The 25,475-nt window shown below is 65.9% G+C and carries 27 protein-coding genes; 18 read left to right on the top strand and 9 right to left on the bottom strand.

From position 1 onward, the window contains the following. Positions 1–110: 110 nt before the first annotated feature. Positions 111–1,079, bottom strand: coding sequence for an IS5 family transposase (locus ALSL_RS02780; RefSeq protein WP_126536286.1), 969 nt, complete (start codon positions 1,077–1,079; stop codon positions 111–113). Between the two features lie 264 nt (positions 1,080–1,343). On the opposite strand from ALSL_RS02780, the gene ALSL_RS02770 reads away from it, so the two are divergent. The 9 genes from ALSL_RS02770 to ALSL_RS02730 all read left to right on the top strand — a co-directional run bounded on the left by ALSL_RS02770 (position 1,344) and on the right by ALSL_RS02730 (position 10,254). Then, entirely contained in the window at positions 1,344–1,649 is a 306-nt protein-coding gene (locus tag ALSL_RS02770) for a hypothetical protein (RefSeq protein WP_003116817.1), read from the top strand. Between the two features lie 136 nt (positions 1,650–1,785). Further along, positions 1,786–4,065: a helicase-related protein gene (locus tag ALSL_RS02765; protein ID WP_004350563.1), complete on the top strand. Its 2,280-nt coding sequence runs from the start codon at positions 1,786–1,788 to the stop codon at positions 4,063–4,065. Positions 4,066–4,203: 138 nt separating this feature from the next. Further along, positions 4,204–4,803, top strand: coding sequence for a PFGI-1 class ICE element type IV pilus protein PilL2 (gene pilL2 / locus ALSL_RS02760; RefSeq protein ID WP_003098890.1), 600 nt, complete (start codon positions 4,204–4,206; stop codon positions 4,801–4,803). Beyond that, positions 4,800–5,444 carry a hypothetical protein gene (locus tag ALSL_RS02755; protein WP_003098888.1) on the top strand — a complete coding sequence of 215 codons (645 nt, stop codon included), beginning with the start codon at positions 4,800–4,802 and terminating at the stop codon, positions 5,442–5,444. The genes pilL2 and ALSL_RS02755 overlap by 4 nt, the downstream gene beginning before the upstream one ends. A 12-nt stretch (positions 5,445–5,456) precedes the next feature. Further along, positions 5,457–6,194: a TIGR03759 family integrating conjugative element protein gene (locus ALSL_RS02750; RefSeq protein WP_003098886.1), complete on the top strand. Its 738-nt coding sequence runs from the start codon at positions 5,457–5,459 to the stop codon at positions 6,192–6,194. 2 nt (positions 6,195–6,196) lie between these two features. Then, positions 6,197–6,766: a transglycosylase SLT domain-containing protein gene (locus ALSL_RS02745; RefSeq protein ID WP_003050289.1), complete on the top strand. Its 570-nt coding sequence runs from the start codon at positions 6,197–6,199 to the stop codon at positions 6,764–6,766. Next, positions 6,763–7,311, top strand: a complete 549-nt coding sequence (locus tag ALSL_RS02740; RefSeq protein ID WP_003109779.1) for an integrating conjugative element protein — start codon at positions 6,763–6,765, stop codon at positions 7,309–7,311. Before ALSL_RS02745 ends, ALSL_RS02740 begins: the two co-directional genes overlap by 4 nt. A gap of 4 nt (positions 7,312–7,315) precedes the next feature. Continuing rightward, positions 7,316–9,508, top strand: a complete 2,193-nt coding sequence (traD, locus tag ALSL_RS02735) for a type IV conjugative transfer system coupling protein TraD (RefSeq protein ID WP_003116813.1) — start codon at positions 7,316–7,318, stop codon at positions 9,506–9,508. After that, positions 9,505–10,254: a TIGR03747 family integrating conjugative element membrane protein gene (locus tag ALSL_RS02730; protein ID WP_003109778.1), complete on the top strand. Its 750-nt coding sequence runs from the start codon at positions 9,505–9,507 to the stop codon at positions 10,252–10,254. The genes traD and ALSL_RS02730 overlap by 4 nt, the downstream gene beginning before the upstream one ends. 40 nt (positions 10,255–10,294) lie before the next feature. On the opposite strand, the gene ALSL_RS02725 is transcribed toward ALSL_RS02730, so the two are convergent. The 8 genes from ALSL_RS02725 to ALSL_RS02690 form a co-directional block, all read right to left on the bottom strand. Continuing rightward, entirely contained in the window at positions 10,295–12,862 is a 2,568-nt protein-coding gene (locus tag ALSL_RS02725; RefSeq protein ID WP_003105622.1) for an AAA family ATPase, read from the bottom strand. A gap of 66 nt (positions 12,863–12,928) precedes the next feature. Continuing rightward, entirely contained in the window at positions 12,929–13,654 is a 726-nt protein-coding gene (gene nucC / locus ALSL_RS02720; protein ID WP_003050273.1) for a CBASS effector endonuclease NucC, read from the bottom strand. A 38-nt stretch (positions 13,655–13,692) separates the two neighbouring features. Continuing rightward, on the bottom strand, positions 13,693–14,595 hold the full coding sequence (locus ALSL_RS02715) for a CBASS oligonucleotide cyclase (RefSeq protein ID WP_003105624.1): 903 nt from the start codon (positions 14,593–14,595) through the stop codon (positions 13,693–13,695). Further along, complete coding sequence (gene cap7, locus ALSL_RS02710; protein ID WP_003090159.1) at positions 14,595–15,095, bottom strand: type III CBASS phage resistance system CD-NTase-associated protein Cap7; 501 nt, start codon at positions 15,093–15,095, stop codon at positions 14,595–14,597. Before cap7 ends, ALSL_RS02715 begins: the two co-directional genes overlap by 1 nt. Continuing rightward, complete coding sequence (cap8, locus tag ALSL_RS02705; RefSeq protein WP_003105626.1) at positions 15,092–15,562, bottom strand: type III CBASS phage resistance system CD-NTase-associated protein Cap8; 471 nt, start codon at positions 15,560–15,562, stop codon at positions 15,092–15,094. Before cap8 ends, cap7 begins: the two co-directional genes overlap by 4 nt. Beyond that, positions 15,559–16,473, bottom strand: coding sequence for a CBASS system CD-NTase-associated protein Cap6 (cap6, locus tag ALSL_RS02700; RefSeq protein WP_003105629.1), 915 nt, complete (start codon positions 16,471–16,473; stop codon positions 15,559–15,561). The genes cap8 and cap6 overlap by 4 nt, the downstream gene beginning before the upstream one ends. Positions 16,474–16,490: 17 nt before the next feature. Then, entirely contained in the window at positions 16,491–17,066 is a 576-nt protein-coding gene (locus tag ALSL_RS02695; protein WP_003109777.1) for a PIN domain-containing protein, read from the bottom strand. Continuing rightward, on the bottom strand, positions 17,063–17,533 hold the full coding sequence (locus ALSL_RS02690; protein ID WP_003050245.1) for a helix-turn-helix domain-containing protein: 471 nt from the start codon (positions 17,531–17,533) through the stop codon (positions 17,063–17,065). Before ALSL_RS02690 ends, ALSL_RS02695 begins: the two co-directional genes overlap by 4 nt. Before the next feature lie 203 nt (positions 17,534–17,736). On the opposite strand from ALSL_RS02690, the gene ALSL_RS02685 reads away from it, so the two are divergent. From ALSL_RS02685 to ALSL_RS02645, 9 genes are read left to right on the top strand one after another with little or no spacing between them, the layout of a single operon-like run. Then, on the top strand, positions 17,737–18,120 hold the full coding sequence (locus ALSL_RS02685; RefSeq protein WP_003120001.1) for an integrative conjugative element protein, RAQPRD family: 384 nt from the start codon (positions 17,737–17,739) through the stop codon (positions 18,118–18,120). Continuing rightward, positions 18,117–18,350 carry a TIGR03758 family integrating conjugative element protein gene (locus ALSL_RS02680; protein ID WP_003050225.1) on the top strand — a complete coding sequence of 78 codons (234 nt, stop codon included), beginning with the start codon at positions 18,117–18,119 and terminating at the stop codon, positions 18,348–18,350. Before ALSL_RS02685 ends, ALSL_RS02680 begins: the two co-directional genes overlap by 4 nt. A gap of 16 nt (positions 18,351–18,366) precedes the next feature. Beyond that, positions 18,367–18,726, top strand: coding sequence for a TIGR03745 family integrating conjugative element membrane protein (locus ALSL_RS02675; RefSeq protein WP_003090173.1), 360 nt, complete (start codon positions 18,367–18,369; stop codon positions 18,724–18,726). A gap of 11 nt (positions 18,727–18,737) precedes the next feature. After that, entirely contained in the window at positions 18,738–19,136 is a 399-nt protein-coding gene (locus tag ALSL_RS02670) for a TIGR03750 family conjugal transfer protein (RefSeq protein ID WP_003105639.1), read from the top strand. After that, the gene (locus ALSL_RS02665) at positions 19,133–19,825 is read left to right on the top strand and encodes a PFL_4703 family integrating conjugative element protein (RefSeq protein ID WP_003105641.1); all 693 of its coding nucleotides are present in this window, start codon (positions 19,133–19,135) and stop codon (positions 19,823–19,825) included. Before ALSL_RS02670 ends, ALSL_RS02665 begins: the two co-directional genes overlap by 4 nt. Further along, on the top strand, positions 19,822–20,733 hold the full coding sequence (locus ALSL_RS02660; RefSeq protein WP_003105643.1) for a TIGR03749 family integrating conjugative element protein: 912 nt from the start codon (positions 19,822–19,824) through the stop codon (positions 20,731–20,733). The genes ALSL_RS02665 and ALSL_RS02660 overlap by 4 nt, the downstream gene beginning before the upstream one ends. Beyond that, entirely contained in the window at positions 20,723–22,141 is a 1,419-nt protein-coding gene (locus tag ALSL_RS02655) for a TIGR03752 family integrating conjugative element protein (RefSeq protein WP_020924934.1), read from the top strand. Before ALSL_RS02660 ends, ALSL_RS02655 begins: the two co-directional genes overlap by 11 nt. Then, complete coding sequence (locus tag ALSL_RS02650; RefSeq protein ID WP_003109775.1) at positions 22,122–22,571, top strand: TIGR03751 family conjugal transfer lipoprotein; 450 nt, start codon at positions 22,122–22,124, stop codon at positions 22,569–22,571. The genes ALSL_RS02655 and ALSL_RS02650 overlap by 20 nt, the downstream gene beginning before the upstream one ends. Beyond that, positions 22,571–25,462, top strand: coding sequence for a conjugative transfer ATPase (locus ALSL_RS02645; protein WP_100852861.1), 2,892 nt, complete (start codon positions 22,571–22,573; stop codon positions 25,460–25,462). The genes ALSL_RS02650 and ALSL_RS02645 overlap by 1 nt, the downstream gene beginning before the upstream one ends. Positions 25,463–25,475: the final 13 nt, after the last annotated feature.

Below are 25,475 nucleotides of genomic sequence, written 5' to 3'. Positions count from 1 at the left end.
CGCCAAACCCACGTTATTTCCGAGCCTCGAAGGCCGAAATCCCGTCAATCCGCTCGGAATTCCACCTTTTGCCATGCCGCCAGACGGCTTTCCCCGTCCAGCGGACGCACTTATCCCGCCGCCGGCATCAAGCGCCGGCGCGACATCCACAGGTTCGACAGCGCGAACAGCGTCAGCACCTGTGCCGCGTTCTTCGCGATGCCGCGATAGCGCACCTTCGTATAGCCGAACTGCCGCTTGATCACACGGAACGGATGCTCGACCTTGGCACGGACGCTCGCCTTCAAGCGCTCCAACGCCCTCGCTTCCCGCTGATCGCGCTTGCGCTTCATCGCCTTGATCACCGAAGGCTTCTTCGCGATCAGGAACACCGCATCCACGTCCTGCATCTCCTCGCGCTTCTCGGCACCGATGTAGCCACTGTCGCCGAACACCACGTCCTCCTTGCCGTGCAGCAGCTTGTGCGCCTGCGTCACGTCCGCCACGTTCGCCGCCGTGCATTCCACGTGGTGCACCAGCCCGGAGGCATCGTCCACCCCGATGTGCGCCTTCATCCCGAAGAACCACTGGTTGCCCTTCTTCGTCTGATGCATCGCAGGATCCCGCTCGCCCTCCCGGTTCTTCGTCGAACTCGGTGCATTGATAATCGTCGCGTCCACGATGGTGCCCGAGCGAAGGCTCAGGCCCTTGCGCTGAAGATGCGCATTGACCTGCTTGAAGATCTTTTCGGCCAGACCGTGCGTCTCCAGCAAGCGCCGGAAGTTCAAGATCGTCGTCTCGTCCGGGATGTCGCCCATGCCACCAATCCGGGCAAAGCGGCGCATCACCGGCGTATCGACCAGCGCCTCTTCCATCGCCGGGTCACTCAAGGCATACCACTGCTGCAGGAAGTGGATCCGAAGCATCGTCGCCAAGGGGTAAGGCTGCCGGCCGGGCCGGCCCAGCTTCGGATAATGCGGCTCGATCAGCGCCAGCAGCGCCTTCCACGGCACGACCTGATCCATCTCGGCAAGGAACACCTCGCGCCGTGTGCGCTTGCGACCGACCAGATCCTCGGCATCACCAAACGAAAGCTGCATCGAACTCGCCCCTTGAAGCAATGGCCGATTGTGGCCGAAAGTGACGGAGTTGTTCAGACCTTCCCTAATGATCTCGCAGTTCAGGATCACGCCGGACCTGGCGCTGATCGTCAAGACCAGCGAGGACCACCAGACCACGGTGGTCCAGCTTCCCGAAGAGCGGGACCTGATCTGAGGCCCCACATCGTCATCCTCATCCACCTGACGGAGCCACTTCACTCCGGCAGGGGTGTCGTGGCTCAATGACTCATCAAGGAGGAGCCCATGGCATCGCATCGCATCGAAACCTACTGCCAGCGGCTGGCGTTCCCCATCGGGGCGCTCATCTTCAGCAGAGGTGTAGACCGCCTGGTCCGCGCGGGTCGCCTGGACCCGATCCCGTACTTCAGGCGCCACACCCGTGGCGACTGGGGCGACGTCAACATCCAGCAATGGCAGACGAACAGCAGCGCGCTTCAATCGGGCGCGTCGCTGGAATCGCACTACGTGATCCATCCGGGGCTCGCCATTCGCATCGTCACCGATTCGCAGCGCTGCGCAACCGTCATCGTGCTTCCGTCCGAAGACTGAGCACGGTTCACCTGCGGGCCGCCCAGGCCAGCACCTTCAACCACCCTCAGCCACGCGTCGATTCTCTTCCCACCACGGGGCATGCCATTGCCCCGCTGGGGGTGGTGCATGCCCCATTTTTCTTTGGAGCATCACCATGTCCCTCGATCTCGAAACCACTGCCGCTGAATCCGCGCCCGTACAGGGCGAACTGCTCGACGCGGAATCTTCCCCTCTGACCCTGAGCCTTCAGGATTTTGTCGGCGAGTTCGGCGACGAACTACTCGACGCCCTCAACAGCGCTAATCCGCCGGTCTATACCGGCCAACCGCAGGCGCACCGGCAACTGGTGGTCGCCAGCCTCAAGCGCAAGCTGTTCCCAGCCCAGGCCGAAGTCGTCCACGCCGCCGCCGAGCTGCTGATCGACCGTGGCGAACGTGCTGCGATCGTCAATGGCGAGATGGGCTGCGGCAAGACGACCGTCGGCATTGCCACGGCCGCCGTGCTCAACGCCGAAGGCTATCGCCGCACTCTGGTGCTGTCGCCGCCCCACCTGGTTTACAAGTGGCGGCGCGAGATCCAGGAGACGGTGGCCGGTGCCAAGGTGTGGGTACTCAACGGGCCGGATACGCTCGTCAAGCTCATCAAGCTGCGCGAGCAGTTGGGCGTGCAGCCCACGGGCCAGGAGTTCTTCGTCCTGGGGCGCGTCAGGATGCGGATGGGCTTTCACTGGAAGCCTGTCTTCACCACGCGGCGCACCCGCCACGGCGACGTGGCGGCCTGCCCGGACTGCGGCACGGTCATCACCGACCTCGACGGCGAGCCGGTCAACCCGATCGCGCTCCAAGCCGAGGAGTGCCGCAGGAAGTGCGGCCACTGCGCCGCGCCCCTGTGGACACTGATCCGCCCGCGCAGTCTGTCCGGCAGCGACCAGTCCTCGGCCGTGCTCAAAGCCTTAAAGCGCATACCGACCATCGGAGAGGTCACCGCGCAGAAGCTGATGCAAAAGTTCGGTGACGGGTTCCTGGCGTCGATGCTCGGCGACAACATCCATGAGTTCATCAACCTCATGGATGGCAACGGCGAGCTGGTGTTTTCCGACCGTCAGGCCACGCGCATGGAACGTGCGATGGCCAACATGGAGTTCGGCTTTGGCGAGGGCGGCTATCAGCCGTCCGAGTTCATCAAACGCTACCTGCCGCAAGGCACGTTCGACCTGCTCATCGCCGATGAGGCACATGAGTACAAGAACGGGGGCAGTGCCCAGGGCCAGGCCATGGGCGTGCTGGCGGCGAAGGCTCGCAAGACCTTGCTGCTGACCGGCACGTTGATGGGCGGCTACGGGGACGACCTGTTCCACCTGCTGTTCCGAGCCCTTCCGGGGCGGATGATCGAAGACGGCTACCGCCCGACCACGAGCGGCAGCATGACCTCGGCTGCGATGGCGTTCATGCGCGATCACGGGGTGTTGAAGGACATCTACTCCGAGAGCACCGGCACGGCGCACAAGACGGCCAAGGGCACCAAGGTATCGGTGCGCACGGTCAAGGCCCCGGGGTTTGGCCCCAAGGGCGTGCTGCGCTGCATCCTGCCGTTCACGATCTTTCTCAAGCTCAAGGACATCGGTGGCAACGTCCTGCCGCCGTATGACGAGGAGTTCCGTGAAGTCGCGATGGACACGGCGCAAGCCGCGGCCTACCGCGATCTGGCGGGTCGGCTGACCGCGGAGCTGAAACAGGCTCTGGCGCGACGCGATACGACCTTGCTGGGTGTGGTCCTCAACGTGCTGCTGGCCTGGCCGGATTGCTGCTTCCGGTCGGAGACCGTGGTGCATCCGCGCACGCGCAACACCTTGGCGTTTGTCCCGGCTCAGTTCAACGAGTTCGAGATCAGCCCCAAGGAGCGTGAGCTGATCGACATCTGCAAAGAGGAGAAGGCGCAGGGCCGCAAGGTCCTGGCCTACACGGTCTATACCGGCACGCGCGACACCACGTCGCGCCTGAAGGTGTTGCTGGAGCAGGAAGGCTTCAAGGTGGCGGTGCTGCGCGCGAGCGTGGATGCCAGCCGCCGCGAAGACTGGATCGCCGAGCAACTGGACCGTGGCATCGACGTGCTCATCACCAACCCCGAGTTGGTCAAGACGGGGCTGGACCTGTTGGAGTTCCCGACGATCGTGTTCATGCAGTCGGGCTACAACGTGTACTCGCTCCAGCAGGCGGCACGCCGCTCCTGGCGCATCGGGCAGAAGCAGCCCGTGCGTGTGATCTACCTCGGCTACGCCGGTTCCTCGCAGATGACCTGCCTGGAGCTGATGGCCAAGAAGATCATGGTCTCGCAGTCCACCTCGGGCGACGTGCCCGAATCCGGGCTCGATGTCCTGAACCAGGACGGTGATTCCGTCGAGGTCGCACTGGCCCGGCAGCTTGTCGCCGCATGACACGTTCCACTTACGGCCCTTCGGGGCCGTTTTTTTTGCCGCTCCCGGTAAATCGGACGCTGCCTGGTTCGCATTGTTTGCTGCCGCTCGCGGCCTGAGCGGCGATGGTGAGGGCTGGATGTTTCAGGACGCCGAGCTATGTGCCCCTCTCCACCGTGGTTTCACTATCCCGAACGCCGCCTTCTGGCGGGATTTCTCGGCCTGCTGTGGTCGGTGCTGGCCGGTGGCTGCGCGACGACGACTGCGCCGGTCGCGCCCGACACCATCGCGGAAGTCTTGGCCGCGCCTGAACCCGAGGCTTCCGAGTACATCCCGGTCGTGCGCTACGCCCGCTACACACTGGTCGAACTGGCACCCATGGCGGCGCAGCGCGACCTGTTGTTGCAGACCATCGACGTGTCCATGCCCGAGGATGCCCGCGCCACGGTCGGGGATGGGCTTCGGCACGTGCTCAAACGCAGCGGCTATGGCCTGTGCCAGACCGCGCATGCCGTGATCGAGCTGTACGCGCTGCCGTTGCCGGCGGTACACCTGCACCTCGGCCCCATGACCTTGCGCGATGCGCTGCTCACGCTGGCTGGCCCGGCCTGGGAACTGCACGCGGATGACCGCGCACGGCAAATCTGCTTCGAGCGGCCCGGCGATCGCGCGGTCGCCGAGTCCCCATCCGAGCCACCCGCCACCGAGGCGGTGCAGACGTTCCCGCTGGCACCCATGGTTTCGGGAGGCCAGCCATGAACGCCCCGCAACCTGCCCAGCGATCGACCGCCGCCGTGGTGGTGCAGAGCCTGATGTGGCTCTGGTTGATCTTCCTCAGCGTCTTGGCGGCCCTGGGCTACCAGGCCCTCAGCGACCAGGCCGACCAGGAGCGGCTGGATTCCCGCCTGCAACGCCTGGAAGCGCAGGCAACTGGCTTGGCCGAGACGATCGAGGCCATCCAGCAGCGCCCGGCCGTCGCGACGGACGCTGACCTCAAAGACACCCGCCAGATTCTGGAAGCACGCGCGGCCCAGGTCGAGAAATCTCTCAGTGGCTACGCAGCGGCCGACGACCTCCAGGCGCTGCGCGCGGAGGTCGAGCAGATCAAGGCGCGCCAAGCCGCCGCGCGTGCCACCGCACCCGCCCAGCGGCGCGCATCGCGCACGTCCGCCGCCTCCAAGACCGAGCTGCCGCCGCTGCCATTCCGCGTCGTCGGCGCCGAACTGCGCGCCGGCCAGCGCAGCGTGTCCGTCGCGCCGAGCATCGGGGACTTCACGCCCGCCCAACTTCAGGTGCTGCTGCCCGGGGATGCGGTCGGCCCGTGGCGCCTGCAGGCGATCGAGGGCAACACCGCAGTGTTCCAGGCCGGCAACCAGACCCGCCGCGTGGCGATTCCCTGACCGGAGCACCCCATGAAGCCGTCGATCCTCCTTTTCGCGGTCCTGGTGGCGTCGTCGCAATGGCCCGCCTGGGCGCAGCAGCCCGCAACGACCTCGGCGCGCAACGCACAGAGCCAGGAGCGCCCGCTGGCCGCCCGCGTGCTGGACGACCGGGTGGCAACCGAATGGGGCTTGCAGCCACAAGAATGGGCACGCTACCGCGAGCTGATGGATGGGCCGCTGGGTATCTACTCGCCCAACCTGGACCCGCTGTCCGCCCTGGGCATCGAAGCTCGCACGGACGAAGAACGGCGCCGCTATGCGGAACTGCAGGTGCAGGTGGAAGCGCGCCGCGTCGAGAAGCTGCTCGCCTACCAGCGCGCCTACGACGAGGCCTGGCAGCGCCTGAATCCGGGGATGCAGCGCGTGAACCTGCCCGACGACAAGCCGGGCGCCGGCCCATCCAGCAGTCCCTTGCGCGGCAGCGGCCGCATGGCGGTGTTCGTCAAGGACGGCTGCGCAGCCTGCGGACAGCTCGTGCAGCGCCTGCAATCCTCGGGCGCGGAGTTCGACCTGTACATGGTGGGCAGCCGCCAGGATGACGCGCGCATCCGCGACTGGGCCAAGCGCGCGCAGATCGACCCGGCGCGCGTGCGCGCCGGCAGCATCACGCTCAACCACGACGGCGGCCGCTGGCTGTCACTGGGCCTGCCCGGCGATCTGCCCGCCGCCGTGCGCGAAGTGAACGGCCAATGGCAGCGCCAGCCGTAGCCATGCCCCTGCGCGCACTGGTGCTCACTGCCGGCCTGTATGCCGTTGCCGCCCTGGCCCAGGAGGTTCCGCCACCGGCTTACCAGCTTGCCGCCCAGCGCGCAGGCATCCCCTCGACCGTGCTCTACGCCGTGGCCTTGCAGGAGAGCGGCATCCGGCGCAACGGGCGCCTGGTGCCGTGGCCGTGGTCCCTCAACGTCGCCGGCCAGTCGCGCCGCTTCGCCACGCGCGCCGACGCCTGCGCTGGCCTGCAGCAGGCGATGCGCGCCACGCCGCACACGCGCATTGATGCGGGCCTGGGCCAGATCAACCTCGGCTACCACAAGCACCGCTTTACCGGCGCGTGCGACCTGCTGGATCCGTATCGCAACCTGGCCGTTGCCGCCGAGATCCTGAAGGAGCAGCACACCCCCGGCGAGGACTGGCTGCTGGCGATCGGCCGCTACCACCGCCCCGCAGGCGGCGAGCCCGCCGCCCGCTATCGGCGCAGCGTGTCGCGCCACCTTGCCCGCGTGCAGGGCACGCGACCAGCCGCCGCGGTCCTCGCGGCGCGCCAGGAGACCTCCCCATGACGAAACCCCATCCCGCCCATCTCGCGTTCACGGGCCTACTCATGCTGCTGTCAGGCCTGCCGCTGGCCTCGCGTGCCGGCGAGCCACTGATCGTTGTCGAGGACCGTGGCGGCACGTCGGCATTGCCGTACTACGAAGCCCTGAATCTCCAGCCGCGCGCCAACGCACCGGCGCGGCCGTCCATCCCGACGCCCCAGGTTCCTGCCACACGGGCGGACGAAGCCGCGATGCTGCCGGTGCGCAGCGCCAAGCTCACGCCCGGCACCGTCGCGCGACGGGTGATCGAAGCGCCCGGCCTGCGGCCGTTCGTGGTCATCGGCGACGACGAGGCTTCCCGGGCCTGGTTGCAGCGCCGCGCCGCCGCTTTGCGCGAACGTGGCGCGGTCGGCCTGGTCGTCAACGTCGAGACCGCGCAGGGCCTGGCGCGGCTGCGCGCCCTGGTGCCGGGCGTGCCGCTCGCGCCCGTGGCCGGCGACGACCTGGCCGATCGCCTGGGCCTGCGGCACTACCCGGCGCTGATCACGGCCACCGGCATCGAGCAATGAAGCCATGTCGGGCAAACAGCCGGTCGAGGTTCTGCTACGCCCAGCGGTGGAGCTATACACCGTCGCGGCGTGTGCAGGCGCCGCGTTTCTGTGCCTGGTGGCCCCATGGTCGCTCGCGCTGAGCCCGGCCATGGGCATCGGCAGCGCCTTGGCGTTCGGCGCCTACGGCGCGATCCGCTACCGCGATGCCCGCATCATCCTGCGCTACCGGCGCAACATCCGCCGTCTGCCGCGTTACGTGATGACCAGCAAGGACGTGCCGGTCAGCCAGCAGCGCCTATTCGTGGGGCGCGGCTTTCTCTGGGAGCAGAAGCACACGCATCGGCTGATGCAGACGTACCGGCCCGAGTTCCGCCGCTACGTCGAGCCGACGCCGGCCTACCGGCTGACCAGGCGCCTGGAGGAACGGCTGGAGTTCGCGCCATTGCCGCTCTCGCGCCTGCCGAAGCTCACCGGCTGGGACGCGCCTTTCAACCCCGTGCGCCCGTTGCCGCCTGTCGGCGGCCTGCCAAGGCTGCACGGCATCGAGCCCGACGAAGTGGACGTCAGCCTGCCGCTGGGCGAGCGCGTCGGGCACTCGCTGGTGCTGGGCACCACGCGGGTGGGCAAGACGCGCCTGGCCGAGTTGTTCGTCACGCAGGACATCCGTCGCAGGAATGCTGCCGGCGAGCATGAGGTCGTCATCGTCATCGACCCCAAGGGGGATGCCGATCTCTTGAAACGGATGTACGTCGAAGCCCAGCGCGCTGGCCGCGAAGGCGAGTTCTACATCTTCCACTTGGGCTGGCCGGAAATCAGCGCCCGCTACAACGCCGTGGGCCGCTTCGGTCGGATCTCGGAAGTGGCGACACGCATCGCGGGGCAGCTCTCCGGCGAAGGCAACAGCGCGGCGTTCCGCGAGTTCGCATGGCGCTTCGTGAACATCATCGCCCGCGCCCTGGTGGAACTGGGGCAGCGCCCGGACTACATGCTGATCCAGCGCCACGTCATCAACATCGACGCGCTGTTCATTGAGTACGCCCAGCACTACTTTGCCAAGACGGAGCCCAAGGCCTGGGAGGTGATCGTCCAGATCGAGGCCAAGCTCAACGAGAAGAACATCCCAAGGAACATGATCGGGCGCGAGAAGCGTGTGGTGGCGCTGGAGCAATACCTCTCCCAGGCGCGCAACTACGACCCTGTGCTCGATGGCCTGCGCTCGGCGGTGCGCTACGACAAGACCTACTTCGACAAGATCGTTGCATCGCTGCTGCCGCTGCTGGAAAAGCTCACGAGCGGCAAGATCGCCCAGCTCCTGGCGCCGAACTACTCCGACCTGGCCGACCCGCGCCCGATCTTCGACTGGATGCAGGTCATCCGAAAGCGGGCCATCGTCTATGTGGGTCTGGATGCGTTGTCTGACGCCGAGGTCGCCGCAGCGGTCGGCAATTCGATGTTCTCTGACCTGGTTTCGGTGGCCGGACACATCTACAAGCACGGAATCGACGATGGCCTGCCCGGCGCAGTGGCTGGCGCTCGCGTGCCGATCAACGTGCACGCGGACGAATTCAATGAACTGATGGGCGATGAATTCATCCCGCTCATCAACAAGGGCGGCGGTGCCGGCCTGCAAGTCACGGCGTACACGCAGACGCTCTCGGACATCGAGGCCCGCATCGGAAATCGCGCGAAGGCCGGCCAAGTGATCGGGAATTTCAACAATTTATTCATGTTGCGCGTGCGCGAGACGGCCACCGCGGAACTGCTGACGAGGCAGTTGCCGAAGGTCGAGGTCTATACAACCACCATCGTCTCGGGCGCGACGGACAGCTCAGACATCCGCGGCGCGACGGATTTCACGTCGAACACCCAGGACCGCATCAGCATGGCCAGCGTGCCGATGATCGAGCCGTCACACGTCGTCGGCCTGCCCAAGGGCCAGTGCTTCGCGCTGCTGCAGGGCGGCCAGCTCTGGAAGGTGCGTATGCCGCTGCCGGCGCCGGACCCGGATGAAGTGATGCCGGCGGACCTGCAGCAACTGGCCGGGTACATGCGCCAGAGCTACAGCGAGGCCACGCAGTGGTGGGAGTTCACCAGCTCGTCGGCCTTGCAGGATGCGGCCTTGCCCGACGACCTGCTGGACGATGCCGCTGCGGCCGAGCCCGGCGCGGTGGCCACCGGCGCCGACGATGGCGCGGGCAACGAGGCCGTGCCATGAAGGATGCCGCCTCGACCGCGCAGCGGGAGCAGAACCATCGCCAAGGCTTGATCGTCGGCACCATCACCTTACCGTTCCGGCTGCTCGGGGTGCTCATTGGCTCGCTGCTGTTCTCGATCGTGGTGGAGTGCGCCGGCATGCACCTGTTCTGGAAGGACCAGGGCTGGCGCCACTCCCAGCAGATGCTGCGGTACGAACTCGGGCACCTGTCCAACCACTTCACGCGCAGCGTGGTGGTACAGGAGCCCGGGCGCACGGCGCACGAGTTGGTGGATACCGGGTACGAGTGGGTGTTCGTGCGCTCGGGGTTGCTGGAGCGCATGAGCCAGACCGCCGAGCGCGTCCGCGCGCCCAGCCACGGGCAGAGCCGCAACTTCCGCTACTACATCAGCCAAGTCTATGTCTGGGCCGAAAGCTACCTGATCGCTGCGGCCTTCACGACGCTCACCTTCCTGGTGCGCCTGCTGGTCCTGGTGCTCACGCTGCCGCTGATCCTCACGGCGGCATTCGTCGGCCTGATTGACGGCCTGGTGCGACGGGATGTGCGCCGGTTCGGCGCGGGCCGCGAATCCGGCTTCATCTACCACCGCGCGAAGGCCAGCCTGATGCCGTTGGCCGTGCTGCCTTGGGTCACCTATCTCGCTCTGCCCATATCGGTGCATCCTCTGGTCATCCTGCTGCCCAGCGCGGCGTTGCTGGGGATGGCAGTCAGCCTGACCGCAGGCAGCTTCAAGAAGTACTTATGAGGTGACACGGGCGGCACGGCTCTGCAAAGCCGTGTGCCGTTCATCGGTTCTGCAGGGTATCAAGAGCAGCATCCAACGCCGTAACCGCCTCGACGACCGTTCTTACCGTCGCCCGATCAAACTCATGATCGCGCTGAGCGTCGTGCACACCGCTATTGAGGTAACCCCATTCAATACTCGTACCGCTGACATTGAGCAGCCGGACCAACGCCCCTACGGCATCCGGCGCACCCGCATGTTGCGCCGCGATACGCTCGACGGCCGACCGCAACTTGGTGCATTTATTGTTCAGCTCCCAAGGCGCGCGGGGCCCGCTCAGCTTGATGTCGATCCGGCCGTCCGCCCGCCGACCCAGCCACGTCCACAGGCGGTCCGTCAGACTCTCCAGCGCCGGCCGGGCCTGACGCAGTGCCTCGCGTTTCTCGTCAGCCGCCAACGCCTGCTGGGCCAGAAGAACATAGTTCTTCGCTGGCGGGTCGCTGTCGACCCGCAGTTCGTGCTCTCCCTGATGCGGGAGAAACTTGTAGCGCTTAATGGCCGCGGCGCGGCGCACGCCCAACTCCTGCTGGATGCGGTGCAGGAACTCCTCTGCGTGCGAGGTGAGGATAACCTGCTTGCCGTGGAGCAAACCGTCCTCGAAGAAGGTACGCCAGATGCCATCGCGATGGTCGTCGTCGATCGCGTTGACGACGTCATCGAATATGACCACGGGGCAGCCCTGCGCGAGGTTCTTGGCAAGCAGAATCGCCAGGCCCAGGCATTTGATGTGCCCTTCGCTGAAGACGATCAACGCGTCGTAGCGCGCGCCCGGCTCGCCGGCGAACTCCACCTCGATCTTGCCGTTCTCGGCCACGGGCAACCACAGCGCGTGCAGCAGATCGCCGGGCGGATCGGCCCGGTTGAATGCGTTGTAGAGATGGCGGGCTTGGTCTCCCAGCCCCTGTAGCAGAACCCCCGGCAGAGCGGTCAGGTATGCCTGAATCTCGGGCAGGAAGCCGTCGTAGGCGGCCTTGACCCGCTGATGGTGCACCACCACCGGCATTTCGTCCGTGGCCGCCTGGATCAGGCCGCGGTTCGCGTCGTCGAATTGGGCCACGGTTTGGCGGGCGGCCGCCAGCTCCTGATCCGCAGTCGTGCGCATGGTCCGCAGCCGTTCGATCTCCAGCTGATGCTGTTGCAGGCGGTCCCGCTCCTGGGCCATCGCGCCGCGCTGGGCATTCACGTCGCGCGCCTGCGCGTCGAAGCCTTCGATGATCTGTGCGATCCGTAAGAGGGCTTGCCAGGCGCGCTGGTCCCCATTCACCCCGCCGCCGAGCCAATTGCCCGCCGACGTGGGAGGCAGCAGTGGCAGGCCCGCGGCCTGCGATTCGGCAGGACAAGCGACCCCAGCCGCCGCCACCACGCGGCGCATTTCGTCACACAGCGCTCGGACCGCCTCGCTCAACTGCGTCCGATGCCCGGCCTCCTGCTGCTGCAGGACGGCCAGTTGCGCGAGCTGCTCCAGGCCCATTCGCGCCCTGGCGAACGGGTCCTGCGCCACGGCGGCCAGTTCGGTTCCACATGCCGGACACGCGGTCGCCCCGTCCGCCAACGCTTGCACGGCCTCGTAGAGCTTCGCGTACGACACCTCGCCGGCGCGGGCCGCGAGTTGCGCGGAAGACGCTTGCCACAGTCCCTGGACGCGGTAGGCCTCTGCCAGCAACGCTTGCAGGCGGGCCTGGGTCACCTCGTGAATGGCAGGCGGGTTGGCGTCCAGCTGAGCCTGGACATACGGTAGCCGTCCTTGCTGCTGCGGCGTACCCAGCAGCCAGTCCACGCAGGTTTGATAGGTCGCGCCAGGTGACATGCGCTGCGCCAAAGCTTGTTCCAGGCCCTCGACCGCTGCGATCTTCTGCGGGTAGGCGGCGATGGTCTGTTCGGAGTTCGCCAACTGCAGGCGACGCTGCGCCAGCTGCGCCGCCTGCACGCCGGCAAGCATCAGGTCCTGATCGAGCGAGGGGTTGAAGCCGCGCACGAACTCGCTGAACTGGTCCACGCCGAACAGGGTGGCGATGAGCTGGCGCTGATCGCTCGGGGTCCGCGCGGCGATTCGGGCGAAATCGTCGAGGCGGTTCTTCTCGATGAAGCAGAAGCGATACTCAGCTTCGTCGGGCTGGACGGCCTGCGCCTCGCCCGCCGCCGTAGACGACAGGACTGGCGCGATGTGGCGGCGCAGGCGAGCGTTGTTGCAGTACGTCCGCTGGTCGACCCGCTTGGCCTGCGCTTCGCTGATCGAACCGAGCATCGCCACTTCCAAGGCTTCGCAGAAGCTGCTCTTGCCGGTGCCGTTGGCACCGTAGACCAAGGTGATGTCATGGCTGAGGTCGAACGTCTCCTGCCGCATGAATCCTCGAAACGGCCCGACTTCGAGCTGGTGCAGTCGCCCGAGCGCCGGCCCGTTTTCGGGGCCGCGCGCGTCCCCGTCGTAGGCGACAGGCATCTGCGCCAGATGCGCGATGGCCAGCGGCGCCAAGCGCGTGGAGCGCCCCCGGCGTGCAGCACCGACCTCGGCCAGTGGCTGCAGGTGATCGAGCACCAGGTGCGCCAGCCGGCGCACGTCGTCGTGCACGTGCCGCTGCGTCAAGTGCGCCAGGAACCGGTGGTACTCCGAACGTATGCTTGCCACAGCGACCCCTCACTTGGTCAACCACTGACCGTAAGCCTCCACATCGATCATGGGGACCGTTCCACTGAACTGAAGCTGCGCGATCAGCTTGAAAAGAAACGCGGTCGCCGGCTTGTTTTCGTTGGTGTAGCTGTACGCGCCGCTGGCTTGGTCATAGAAAAAGTGCCCGTGGGCGGCAACGCATCCGATGTCCAGACGCCCCTCGGTGAGGTTTGCGTTCAGCGCCTTGTCCATGGATGGGCCCAATGCAGGACTCCATTCGCTCTCGAAGGTGAGCAAGCCACCCAGAATCGGAATCAACGGCTTCGCTGGGTAGGTCCCGCCAGCGTGCGGGATCGGCAGGCTCGTGCGGTGCAGCCTGCGCACACTGGCGACCTTCTCCTGGGCATAGGCCACAAGCCCCGCGTCAGCCGTCTGCTTGGCCTCGAACACGGCGTACACGCTTTCGGCTGGAATGATCGTCTCGTTCTCGTAGGTGAAGATAAAAGGCGAATATTGCCGATCAAACACCACCACATCGATCTGCTGGCTGAAGTTCCCCAGGCTGTCCACCACATGCGCCTTCGCCGCCTGGTACCGTTTGGGCAGATAGGTATCCAGCATGTCGATCCAGACGTTCTCGCTCGCATCCCCCTTCGTACCCGGGTGACCGAAGGTCTTGCGTACTACGGACAAGCGCTGCTGGATGTCTTCATGCAGGGACGACAGGAGCTGGGAAAGCGACCACTGGGACATGCTGTACCTCGATGGGACGTGTATGGAAGCCGATGGAATCAGGACAGTGGGAACTTGGGGCCAAACAGTGCGCGCCAGGCGCGAAGCGCTTCGATATTGCGACCACGACGCGCGTGGTCGATGGCGATGCTTGCGTCCTGGCTCGCCTGGAACAGCAGCTGCTGCGCGCGCTGCTTGCGCGCGGCATCCATATCGTTGCTGATCGCCGGGCCAAGTCCGGCGGGATCCGGCCACTCGTCATGAACACGATCGGCAAGCGTGGCAAAGAACGACTGGATCTCGCGATCGAACGATCCTCCCCAGCCGCCGTAAAGACACTCAAGGGCCATTACCTCGATCAGGAACGAGGGCTTCACCGGCTTCTGATCGCCGTGCTTGGGATTGTTGTTCCAGTACTTCACCATGCGCACGAGACCTTTCCACTCATTGCCATAGGCTTGGTGCGCTGCGGTCGCCTTGTCCTTATGGATCTCCGGGTCCGTCTTGATCCACTTTCCGGACGCCGTATCGGGGATCTCATACTGGTCGCCGGTGTCGAATGCGGGCACCGCATCCACGCTGACCACCCGGTAGTCCGTGTTGTCCTCCGCGTCGATGTGAACACCGAAATCCACGTTGATCGAGCGCGCCTGTTTGCGCACGGCCGCCGAACCGTATTTCTCCACCAATGCAGAGTGGAAATCATCCAGCACTACCGATGCGGCCTTGCCGTGGTAATGCTTCTCCGAGTCCTTCAGCACGAAGAAGATGTCGATATCCTTGAGCGGCTTCGTCTTCGTGTATCGAGCATAGGACCCGGTCAGGAAGCTGCGCGCAATGCCGAACTTGGTCTGCAGGTAGTCCCGCACTTCGTTCTGGCGTTGCGAGGCATTCTTCTGTTCGCGTTCGTTGAGTTCCAGACGCGACTTGAACTTGCGAAAAGCTTCATCGATCGACAGCATCAGCGTTGCCTCCAATATCCGGCCTGACCCGCCAGGCCGCTGTGTTCGACAGTCGAGCCTAGGCTCTGCTTGACCATTCCATCCGTCGAGCGATAACTTCCTTTGCTCCACCCCTCCACATCAGGCCGCCCTGGCTTTGTATCGAGCATTAACTTGTACTTGGCCTGCGATGGCAGCAGCCCAGCTTTCTTGATCGCGTACTTCAACTGCTCGGTATCTGTCCAGAAGCTGCCGTCGCCATCGGACCACCCATACACGATGTCGATATCCCATCGGGTCACGAGTTTGTCGGTTGCCGGGTTGTAGATCTCCAGAATCACCTTGCGCAGATCACCGGTCCCGAGCCACGTCTTGATGGCTCGGGTATTGCTCTCCCAGCGATCCGCGAAGTGCTCGGGGTCCAGCCCACTGAGCAGGATGATGTCTTTCAAGCTCTTGAGGATGTTGTCGGTCACATAGGTAACCGAGTGCGTGTACGAGTAGGTGGCGACGGTGCTCATGACTTGAGGAAACCTCCGAGGTCGAGCGACAGCGCTTGTCCAGCATCGGCCTGCGCCTGCGTGGCAATTCCTTGGCTCAAGTCCCGTGCAATGATGCGAGAACTGTGCTTTTTGAGCGCGGTTTGCACCCAGCCGAGCTGCTCCTTCGGACACGGCAGCGAGACTCCCCAGTCTCCCTTCAACGGCTCGAACCCCAAGACTTCTTCGTTGGCATCATCACCATCGATCGCGTCTTCGTCGAAGAGGCAGTAGATCCTGGTCCGTGGTCCATCGCATGTCGCAACGATGGGCGCGCTCTTGGGTGCCTGGTCGGCGATCAAGCTGGCGGCCACGCCCGCCACGGCCCTGAGTTCAGAGCGAGCCGTGCCGTCCTTGCCCTGAGTGAGCAGTTCGACAATGGCATCCCACGTCTGCAACGCATCGCGGTGCGGCGAGCTGCGAAACGTCCGGCTGACAACGGTGGTCATTTTTGCTTCCCTCCTTGAAGGCGCATTTGCGTTGCCTGTCGTATCGCACTGCGCAGGTGCTCTACGGAAAGCTTGTTCGGATCGATAGCCACTTGCGGGTCGGCCGCGAGGGCGTTGGCTACGACCTTGCGAATGGCCCGACCATCCAATCCGACGCACTCGCCAGCGCACGCGTCGAACTGGTGAGCCGAGGAAAGCTTGCCAATCCCCGGAAATGTCTTTGCCAGGCCATTCAGGCAGTCCACCAGGATCTGCTTGCAGGCATCCTTGCCGGGCAGTGGCACCTCCATCACCATGTCGCAACGAGATAGGAAGGCACTGTCGACGGCCTGTGGGAAGTTGCTGGTGGCCACGAACAGCAGATGCGGGTTGCGTTCGGCCAACATGTCCAACTGCACCAACACCGCGTCGGTGGCCCGGTGCACATCAACCGGGTTGGCTTCCAGGCTGAGCTTGGCTCGATCAGCCGCAAGCGTTTCGACCTCGTCCAGAAGGACGATCGTCGGGCCCGCCGCTGCGGATTCTGCGATCGATTGCGAGAACAGGTCTGCCACGGCGCGTTGAGTCTTTCCCATTGCAGAGCTCGTCAGCGTGTGAGGCTCTACTTCCAGCAATCGAAACTTCGCAGAAGAAAAAGATTCGGCCACACGATGCGCCAAGCCCCGTGCCAAGGAGGTCTTCCCAGTCCCCGGCGGGCCGACCAACAAGATCACGCCGTGCAGGGGGAGTACCGTGCGCTCCACCTTGGGGCGCACCGTGAAGTTGACGATCGCCTGTGACAGCAACTGCTTCTTGAGAGCTTCGTCCATGACGATGGAATCCCACAGGGCGCCCAGCGACGTGTCCGGCAGCTTCCAGCTTCGATGGATGCCTTTCGGCAAAGTGGCGTCTGATGAAGGATTCTTGGTCATCCGTGGCTCTCGGCGGGTCAGAGAATGGTGCGATAGGTCGCCAGCACCTTGGTCGTTTGCACAAGGCCCTGGCGCAGCAGGATTTCGAGATAGCGGTCCACCTCGATCGGCGGATGCTTGAGTTGGGCACGCTGGCGCTGCGCAGCCGACACCACGGCGGCCGCGTCCAGATCCAGTAGGTTGTCCACAAACTCATCGGGGTGCTGCGATTCGATGCCGTACGGAGCCAGCAGATCGTTCGGGAAATCCCGTTCGTTGAACGTCACAATCACGCTCGCACCGCAGCGAATCGCCGCAGCCAGGACGTGCCGGTCGTCCGGATCGGGCAATGTCAGGCCTGCCACGAGCGCTTCGTAGCCCTCCACCAAGCCGTCCGGAATTGCCCGGTCCATGAGATCCGACGTCCTGTCGACCTGAACCCGGGTGAGATCGGGGCGGTTGATCAACAGGTTGCGTTTCCACTCCTCATGAATGGCTTGGCTCCACCGCGCCCGGAAGCGGCCAGACAGGCCGAGCCACATCAGGAAATCCCGCAGTGGCGCGGGATATAGAACGCACGCGTCGTAGACGGCGGTGAATGGGGAATGCCTCATTCGTATCCCATTCCCAACTCTTGCGACTGCTGAGCGAGTTCGGCCATCGCCTGCTCACTGGCGCGCTCGCGCGCTTCCTTGTACTGCATCAGATCGGCGAACCTCACCCTGCGGTGCTTGCCGGTGCGATGAAATGCCAACACCCCATCTTCGAGCAGCTTGACGAAATGGGGACGGGACACGTTGAGCAAGTCCGCCGCCTCTTGGGTCGTCAGCTCTGCATGGACGGGCACCACCTTTACTGCATTGCCATCGGCCAACTCGGCCAGGATGTCGACCAGCAGGCGTAAAGCCGAGGTAGGCAGTTCCACCTGATGAGCCTGTTTGTGGTCATCAAAGATCTGGATGTGCTGCGTCTCGAACTGGGTTGCGAGGTAAGCCGCCAAGGCACGTTGACCCTGGACGGCTGCCTTCACCTCTCCCGCGGCGGGAAGGGTCATCTTGGATTGGGCAGTGGCGGTGGTCATGGGTAGCTCCTAAGCGAAAACGGTTGCAGAGCCGATCATATTCGAAATACTCGAAAAACGCAATAATCGAAGCGCGACCCGTGCTTTTGTAGGTTCGCTCGCAGCATGCCCAATCCGGTCGTCCGCCAGTTCCTATTGTTTGCGGCCTGAAACAGCCCTGATCTCCACGATCAACCCATTGCTGATCACACAGGAATGGCGCGATGGTGGCTTCGATCTGGCTGCGCGCCGCGCATCGCGGCGTGCCCACTTTTTTCGTGACGGCCCTCGTGCTGGGCCAGTCCCCGATGGCATTGGCCGAGTCCCCGGCGCAGCGCCAGGAGTTGGTCGCCGCGCTGCGCCAGCTCGACGCGCTGGAACGCACCGTCGCGGACAGCGCCGCGCATGCCCCCATCCAGCCGGGCGAGCGCTACCACTTCGATTACCCACGGCTGCTGGCTGACCTGGCGCGCGTGCGCGCCGGCATCCAGTTCCACCTGACGCCATCACGCGCTCAGCCGCGCGACCCCTCCGAACTGGCCGGCGACTACCGCACCGAGCGGGCCGCTTCGCCATCGCCGAAGACGACTGCGGAGGGCGAGCAATGAACGGCGCCCAGGTCTCGGCATTTCAAGCCAACAGCGGTATCGCGCCTTCCGCGATGGCGACCGTCCTGGTCGGCGTCGTGTTCGCGGTCCTGCTCGTGTGGGGCGTCTGGGCCATCCGAACGGCCTATGTGGGGTGGTCCGAGAGCCGCCTCAACCAGCGCCAGTTCCTCGGCGTCTGCATCCGCTTCGTCGCGATGTACCTCGTCCTGAGTTTCTTCCTCCTGTCCTGACATGAAAGGCCCGACCATGCACAACCGCAACCTCACTTCCCGTTTTGCCCAGCGCGCCGCCGTGGCCCTGGGCGCCGCCGCGCTGCCCGCACTGTCGTTCGCGCAAGGTCTGCCGCAGTTGGAGAACCCGACGCGCGGCACCGGCAACGGCATCATGGAGACCATCCGCAACTACGGCTACGACATCATCATGCTCGTGGCCCTGCTGGTGGTGGCGTCGATGTTCATCGGCGTCTGCTACCACGCCTACGGCACCTACGCGGAGATCCACACCGGCCGCAAGACGTGGGGCCAATTCGGCCTCACGGTCGCCATCGGCGCCGTGCTGCTCGTGATCGGCATCTGGCTGCTCACCGAAGCCACCGGCATCCTGTAAGCGAGGCCGGTATGTCCGAGCAGCAGCACGTCCGTGCGGACGGGACGGTCACGTTCCTTCCGCACCGGCTCAACCGCCATCCCGTGGTCGTGCGCGGCCTCACCGCCGACGAGCTGTGGATCTGCTGCGGCCTGTCCGGCGCGGCCGGCCTGCTGGTCGGCGCGCCGCTTTCGTGGGTGTTCCGCACGATCGCCATCGCACCGACGTTCGTTGTCCTGGGCGTGGCCTTGGGCGTGTTCATCGGCGGCGGCATCCTGCGCCGCCTCAAGCGTGGGCGCCCCGACACCTGGCTGTATCGACAGTTGCAGTGGCGCATCGCAACGCGCCATCCGCTGATGGCCGGCTGGGTGGGCGGCCACGTGCTGATCTCGCGCTCGGGCTTCTGGTCCACCCGCAGGAGCATGCGATGAGCCGCTTCAAGAACGAGATCGCCCACCTGCAGGCGCACATCAAGACCTTGCGCCTGGGCGCGGGCGCGCTGGTCATTGTCGCCCTGGTCATGGGCGGCGGCTGGTGGAGCGCGCCGCGCGACCTGACCATCCACGTCCCGCCCGACCTGCGCTCTGGCAGTACCCGCAAGTGGTGGGAAGTGCCGCCCGAATCGGTCTATGCGTTCACGTTCTACGTGTTCCAGACGCTGAACCGCTGGCCGACCAATGGCGAAGAAGACTACTCGCGCAACCTCCATACGCTCTCGCCGTACCTCACCCCGTCCTGCCAGGCCTTCCTGCGGGCGGACTATGACTACCGCCGCTCCACGGGCGAGCTGCGTCAGCGCGTGCGCGGCATCTACGAGATTCCCGGCCGCGGCTATGGCGACGACCCCACGGCGCGCGTGCGCACCGTATCCGATCGCGACTGGGTGGTGACGCTGGACATCACGGCGGACGAGTACTACGGCGCCGAGCAGGTCAAACGCGCCCTGGTGCGCTATCCGATCAAGGTCACGCGGGTGGACGTCGATCCCGCCCGCAACCCGTTCGGCCTGGCGCTGGACTGCTACGAAGGCGCGCCCCAGCGCATCAGTGCACCGGAGCCGGCGCGCCCGGCGCCGAGTGACCTGAATCCGCAAGCGCCTCAAGGAGGAAACACCCCATGAAGCATCCTGTACTCGCGCTGCTGGGGCTACTGGCCGTGGCCGCGGCACCCGTCGCCCAGGCGGTGGAGATCCTGCGTTGGGAACGCATGCCACTGGCAGTGCCGCTGAAGGTCGGTCAGGAACGCATCGTATTCATCGACCGGAACGTGCGCGTGGGCGTGCCCGCAGGCGTGGGCAAACGCCTGCGCGTGCAGAGTGCGGGCGGCGCGGTGTACCTGCGTGCCAGCGAGCCGATCGAGCCCACGCGGTTGCAACTGCAGGACGCCGACACGGGCGCGCTGATCCTGCTGGACATCGCAGCCGAACCGCCCAAGGACGGGGAAGCCGAGCTGGAGCCGGTGCGCATCGTCGAGGGTGACAGCGCACCGGGACGCTATGGCGAGCAGGCCGACAGTGCCGAGGCCCCGGCACGCGCCCAGGGCCAGGCAGGTGCGCGGACCGCGCGGCGCGAAACTCCGGTCCCTGTCGTGCTGACGCGCTTCGCCGCGCAGAACCTCTACGCACCGCTGCGCACCGTCGAGCCGCTTCCGGGCGTCATGCGGGTCAACCTTCCCCGCGACCTCGACCTGGACACACTGATGCCAACGCTGCCGGTGCGCGCGGCCGTGCTCGCGTCGTGGCGCCTGGAAGACCAATGGGTGACTGCCGTGCGCCTCACCAACACCGGCGCCGACTGGGTCGCGCTCGACCCGCGCGTGCTGCAAGGCGATTTCCTCACCGCCACCTTCCAGCACGAGGCGCTGGGCCCGCGCGGCACGACCGAGGACACGACCGTGCTGTACCTGGTCACGCGCGGCCGCGGCCTCGCGCAGTCGCTGCTGCCGGCGATTCACCGCTTCGACCCTGCCGTGCATCTGCCGCAGCCGGACGGCGACGAGAACGCCAAGGAGGCCCGCCATGCGCAGTAACGGCCTGCTCAAGTGGCTGATGATCCCTGTCGCCATCCTGGTGCTGTTCGCCGGTATCCGGCTGTTCTCGGGTGGAGGCGGCACGGCGCCACCCGTGGCGGACAACGGCGCCCAGCTCACGCCCGAGGAAATGAAGGCGCTGGGCATCGAAGGCGACACCCCGCGCGACACCGTGGCGACGCTCGTTGCCCAAGTGAAGCAGTTGCGCACCGAGCTTCAGACCGCGCTCTCGGACAACAAGTCGCAGCGTGAAGAGAACCAGCGGCTGCGCCAGCGCGAGAACTCCATCGACCAGCGCATCAACTCGGCGCTCGAATCCGAGCGGTCCAACCTGCGCCGCGACCAAGAGCAGGCGGCCAGCGCGCGCCAGCAGACCGAAGGGCTGCTCGCCGACCTGCAGCGGCGCCTGGACAGCATCGGCGGGCGCGGCGGCGGCCATGCGGACCTGCCCGTGGGCCTGGGGCTGCAGGGCGGCGACGAGGCCGGCATGGAGGGCGGCGTGCGGTGGGTCGAGCCGGACGACGCAAAGCCCGCCGAGGGGCGCAACGGGGGGCGTGGCGCGAGCGGCGGCATGAGCTTCCCCACGAGCTTCGGCCCGGCGCAGAGCACGCTCGAAACCACCGCTGAAACCGTGGCCAACGCGGGCGCCCGCGCCGCCGGGGTCAAGAATGCCAAGCCGGTCTATACCGTGCCGACCAACTCGACGCTAATGGGATCGGTGGCGATGACGGCCCTGATCGGCCGCGTGCCGATCGACGGCACGGTCAACGATCCCTATCCGTTCAAAGTTCTGGTCGGGCCGGACAACCTGACCGCCAATGGCATCGACATTCCCGACGTGGCCGGCGCCGTGTTCAGCGGCACCGCCTCGGGCGACTGGACGCTCTCGTGCGTGCGAGGTCAGGTGCGCAGCATCACGTTCGTCTTCAACGACGGCACGATTCGCACGATCCCCGAAGACCGCGAGGGCAACCAGCAGAACAACCAACAGCGCGACGGCTTGGGCTGGATCAGCGATCCCCACGGCATTCCTTGCGTCAGCGGCGAGCGGCGCAGCAACGCCCAGCAATACCTCGGCTCGCAGGCCCTGATCACCGCGGCCGGTGCCGGTGTGGCCTCGCTCATCGAGAGTGGCAGCGGCCGCATGTCCTATGTCGGCTCGGACGGCTCCATCGGCACCGTGGGCATCACCGGCCAAGAAGCGGTCGGCCAGATTCTCGCGGGCGGTGTCCGGGACATGTCGGCCTGGGTCAACAAGCTCTACGGCCAAGCCTTCGCCGCCGTCTATGTCCAACCCGGCGCCAAGGTTGCCGTCCACCTCGAAAAGCCGCTCGCCATCGACTTCGATCCCGAAGGCCGCAAGGTCGATCACCGCGCAGGAGAAAGCCATGCCCTTGAACTTGACTAACCTGGCCCGTGGCCTAGCACTGGCCCTCGCCGTCGCGGTGCTCGCCGGCTGCGCCACCAGCAAGGAAAAGCTGTTGACCCACGGTGACCGCACGATGATGGACATCTGGCAGCAGGAGGCCGGCGACGGCGGTGGCGCAGCCGGACGGAACGCCGGCCGCCAGTTGCTCGATGCGCGCCAGAGCCTGCGTCGGCCCCTGACCGACGCCGACGTGCAGGCCGCACCTGTCGAGCAGATGCGCTACACGCGCACCGCGCGCAATGAGGTTCACCGCCAGTTCCAGCGTCTGCCCAATCCCGATCTCGTGATGTACGTGTACCCGCACCTGGCCGGCACCGACCCCGTTCCCGTGCCGGGCTACACGACGGTTTTCCCCTTGTACCAGCGCGTGCAGTACGCGATGCCTGGCGAGAGGACGGAGGACTACTGATGCGGTGGAAACTTCCATGGCCGAAGCTGGCTGCCGTCAGCGCCGAAGACACCGCCGCCGACGAGCAGCCGGACGGCTGGCAGCGCCACGTCGAGGCCTTGCAGCAAGCCGGCATCCCCGCACCCGGCGCCGCGGTCCAGGGCCGCAAGCCGGCGACCGTGGCCGACGAGCAGGCGCTGTACGACGTCGCACCGTCCTTCGTGGAACTGCTGCCCTGGGTGGAGTTCTTGCCCGAGTCGAAATCGATGCTCCTGGAGGACGGCCAATCGGTGGCCGCCTTCTACGAGCTGGTGCCGCTGGGCACCGAAGGCCGGGAACCCGGCTGGCTCGCGCATGCCCGCGACGCCCTGGAAAACGCGCTTCAGGACAGCTTCGATGAACTGGACGAGAACCCGTGGGTGCTCCAGCTCTATGCCCAGGACGAACCGAGCTTCGACCAGTACATGCAGACCTTGCGCGATTACGTGCAGCCACGTGCGCGCGGCTCGGCGTTCACCGAGTTCTACCTGCGCTTCTTCGGCCACCACCTGCGCGCTGTGGCCAAGCCCGGCGGCCTGTTCGAGGACACGGTGGTCACGCGGCTGCGCTGGCGCGGCCAGACGCGGCGCGTGCGCATGGTGGTGTACCGCCGCGCGAGCGGACAGGGACAGGCAAACCGCCGCGGCCAGACACCCGAGCAGATGCTGGGCATCGTCTGCGACCGCCTGTGCGGCGGCCTGGCGAACGCCGGCATCCAGGCCCGGCGCATGGTCGCGGCCGACGTCCACGACTGGCTGCTGCGGTGGTTCAACCCGCGCCCCACGCTGCTCGGGCCTGGGGTGGAGGACCGGGAGCGCTTCTACGCGTTGGCGCGCTATCCGGACAGTACCGAGGAAAGCGAGGCCGGCGAGATCGAGCTGGCGAGCGGGCGGGATTTCAGCCAGCGGCTGTTCTTTGGGCAGCCGCGCTCGGACGTGGCGCAAGGGGCCTGGTACTTCGACGGCATGCCGCACCGCGTGCTGATCACCGACCGGCTGCGCATGCCGCCCGGCACCGGGCACCTGACCGGCGAGACCCGCAAGGGGGACGCGATCAACACGCTGTTCGACCAGATGCCCGAGGACACCTTGATGTGTCTCACCATGGTGGCCACGCCGCAGGACGTCCTCGAATCGGACCTCAACCATCTGGCGAAGAAAGCTGTGGGCGAGACGCTGGCGTCGGAGCAGACGCTCAAGGACGTGCATGAAGCCCGCTCCCTGATCGGCAGCGCGCACAAGCTCTACCGGGGCACTCTGGCGTTCTACCTACGCGGGCGCGACGAGGCGGAACTGGATCGGCGCGGCCTGGACCTCGCGAACGTGATGCTCAACGCCGGCCTGCAGCCGGTGCGCGAGGACGACGAGGTGGCGCCGCTCAACAGCTACCTGCGCTGGCTGCCGTGCTGCTACAACCCCGGCAAGGACCGGCGCCGGTGGTACACGCAACTGATGTTCGCCCAGCACGCGGCGAACCTGTCGCCAGTATGGGGCCGCGCCCAGGGCACGGGGCATCCCGGCATCACGATGTTCAATCGCGGCGGCGGCCCGATTACGTTCGACCCCTTGAACAGGTTGGATCGGCAGATGAATGCCCATCTGTTTCTATTTGGCCCCACCGGCTCGGGGAAGTCCGCCACGCTCAACAACCTGCTGAACCAGGTGACGGCCATCTACCGGCCGCGGCTTTTCATCGTGGAAGCCGGCAACAGCTTCGGCCTGTTCAGCGACTTCGCCAGGCGCCTGGGCCTGACCGTGAACCGGGTCAAGCTGGCCCCCGGATCGGGCATCAGCCTGGCGCCGTTCGCCGACGCACGCCGGCTGATCGAAACGCCCAGCGACGTACAGACGCTCGATGCCGACGCGCTGGACGAAGACCTGCCCCCCGATGCCTCGGCCATGGAAGCGGACGAGCAGCGCGACGTGCTGGGCGAACTGGAGATCACAGCGCGGCTGATGATCACGGGCGGCGAAGACAAGGAAGAAGCGCGGATGACGCGGGCCGACCGCTCGCTGATCCGCCAGTGCATCCTCGACGCCGCCGAACATTGCGTGGCCGAAAAGCGCACCGTGCTCACGCGCGACGTGCGCAACGCGCTGCGCGCCCGTGGCCAGGACCCGACGCTGCCCGAGATGCGGCGCGTGCGGCTGCTGGAGATGGCGGACGCGATGGACATGTTCTGCCAAGGCACGGACGGCGAGATGTTCGACCGTGACGGCACGCCGTGGCCCGAGGCCGACATCACGCTGGTCGATCTGGCGACCTATGCCCGCGAGGGCTACAACGCGCAGCTCTCCATCGCCTACATCAGCCTGATCAGCACGGTGAACAACATCGCCGAGCGCGACCAGTACCTGGGCCGGCCGATCGTCAACGTGACCGACGAAGGTCACATCATCACCAAGAACCCGCTGCTCGCGCCCTATGTCGTGAAAATTACAAAAATGTGGCGCAAGTTGGGCGCCTGGTTCTGGCTGGCGACGCAAAACATCGACGATCTGCCGCGCGCCGCAGAGCCCATGCTCAACATGATCGAGTGGTGGGTGTGCCTGTCGATGCCGCCGGACGAAGTGGAGAAGATCGCCAGGTTCCGCGAACTCTCGCCGGCGCAGAAGGCGCTGATGCTCTCCGCACGCAAGGAAGCGGGCAAGTTCACCGAGGGCGTCATCCTCTCCAAGAGCATGGAAGTGCTGTTCCGCGCCGTGCCGCCAAGTCTCTACCTCGCGCTCGCGCAAACCGAGCCCGAGGAGAAGGCAGAACGCTACCAGCTCATGCAGCAGCACGGCGTCAGCGAGCTGGATGCCGCCTTCAAGGTGGCTGAGAAGATCGACCGGGCACGTGGCATCGAGTCGCCGACCCTGGACCTGCCCTGAATCTGCCGTACAC

The organism is Aerosticca soli (assembly GCF_003967035.1).
Lineage (GTDB): Bacteria > Pseudomonadota > Gammaproteobacteria > Xanthomonadales > Rhodanobacteraceae > Aerosticca > Aerosticca soli.
This window is presented reverse-complemented; position numbering and strand designations above follow the sequence as displayed.

Coding starts and splice junctions, on each gene's coding strand:
- ALSL_RS02745 (WP_003050289.1), top strand. CDS start 6,197: ATGCCCCTGCGCGCACTGGTGCTCACTGCCGGCCTGTATGCCGTTGCC.
- ALSL_RS02660 (WP_003105643.1), top strand. CDS start 19,822: ATGAAGCATCCTGTACTCGCGCTGCTGGGGCTACTGGCCGTGGCCGCG.
- ALSL_RS02770 (WP_003116817.1), top strand. CDS start 1,344: ATGGCATCGCATCGCATCGAAACCTACTGCCAGCGGCTGGCGTTCCCC.
- ALSL_RS02680 (WP_003050225.1), top strand. CDS start 18,117: ATGAACGGCGCCCAGGTCTCGGCATTTCAAGCCAACAGCGGTATCGCG.
- ALSL_RS02665 (WP_003105641.1), top strand. CDS start 19,133: ATGAGCCGCTTCAAGAACGAGATCGCCCACCTGCAGGCGCACATCAAG.
- cap6 (WP_003105629.1), bottom strand. CDS start 16,473: ATGACCAAGAATCCTTCATCAGACGCCACTTTGCCGAAAGGCATCCAT.
- ALSL_RS02730 (WP_003109778.1), top strand. CDS start 9,505: ATGAAGGATGCCGCCTCGACCGCGCAGCGGGAGCAGAACCATCGCCAA.
- ALSL_RS02695 (WP_003109777.1), bottom strand. CDS start 17,066: ATGAGGCATTCCCCATTCACCGCCGTCTACGACGCGTGCGTTCTATAT.
- nucC (WP_003050273.1), bottom strand. CDS start 13,654: ATGTCCCAGTGGTCGCTTTCCCAGCTCCTGTCGTCCCTGCATGAAGAC.
- ALSL_RS02765 (WP_004350563.1), top strand. CDS start 1,786: ATGTCCCTCGATCTCGAAACCACTGCCGCTGAATCCGCGCCCGTACAG.
- ALSL_RS02670 (WP_003105639.1), top strand. CDS start 18,738: ATGTCCGAGCAGCAGCACGTCCGTGCGGACGGGACGGTCACGTTCCTT.
- ALSL_RS02715 (WP_003105624.1), bottom strand. CDS start 14,595: ATGCTGTCGATCGATGAAGCTTTTCGCAAGTTCAAGTCGCGTCTGGAA.
- ALSL_RS02750 (WP_003098886.1), top strand. CDS start 5,457: ATGAAGCCGTCGATCCTCCTTTTCGCGGTCCTGGTGGCGTCGTCGCAA.
- ALSL_RS02755 (WP_003098888.1), top strand. CDS start 4,800: ATGAACGCCCCGCAACCTGCCCAGCGATCGACCGCCGCCGTGGTGGTG.
- ALSL_RS02685 (WP_003120001.1), top strand. CDS start 17,737: ATGGTGGCTTCGATCTGGCTGCGCGCCGCGCATCGCGGCGTGCCCACT.
- cap7 (WP_003090159.1), bottom strand. CDS start 15,095: ATGAGCACCGTCGCCACCTACTCGTACACGCACTCGGTTACCTATGTG.
- pilL2 (WP_003098890.1), top strand. CDS start 4,204: ATGTGCCCCTCTCCACCGTGGTTTCACTATCCCGAACGCCGCCTTCTG.
- ALSL_RS02655 (WP_020924934.1), top strand. CDS start 20,723: ATGCGCAGTAACGGCCTGCTCAAGTGGCTGATGATCCCTGTCGCCATC.
- ALSL_RS02780 (WP_126536286.1), bottom strand. CDS start 1,079: ATGCAGCTTTCGTTTGGTGATGCCGAGGATCTGGTCGGTCGCAAGCGC.
- ALSL_RS02690 (WP_003050245.1), bottom strand. CDS start 17,533: ATGACCACCGCCACTGCCCAATCCAAGATGACCCTTCCCGCCGCGGGA.
- ALSL_RS02645 (WP_100852861.1), top strand. CDS start 22,571: ATGCGGTGGAAACTTCCATGGCCGAAGCTGGCTGCCGTCAGCGCCGAA.
- ALSL_RS02650 (WP_003109775.1), top strand. CDS start 22,122: ATGCCCTTGAACTTGACTAACCTGGCCCGTGGCCTAGCACTGGCCCTC.
- cap8 (WP_003105626.1), bottom strand. CDS start 15,562: ATGACCACCGTTGTCAGCCGGACGTTTCGCAGCTCGCCGCACCGCGAT.
- ALSL_RS02675 (WP_003090173.1), top strand. CDS start 18,367: ATGCACAACCGCAACCTCACTTCCCGTTTTGCCCAGCGCGCCGCCGTG.
- traD (WP_003116813.1), top strand. CDS start 7,316: ATGTCGGGCAAACAGCCGGTCGAGGTTCTGCTACGCCCAGCGGTGGAG.
- ALSL_RS02740 (WP_003109779.1), top strand. CDS start 6,763: ATGACGAAACCCCATCCCGCCCATCTCGCGTTCACGGGCCTACTCATG.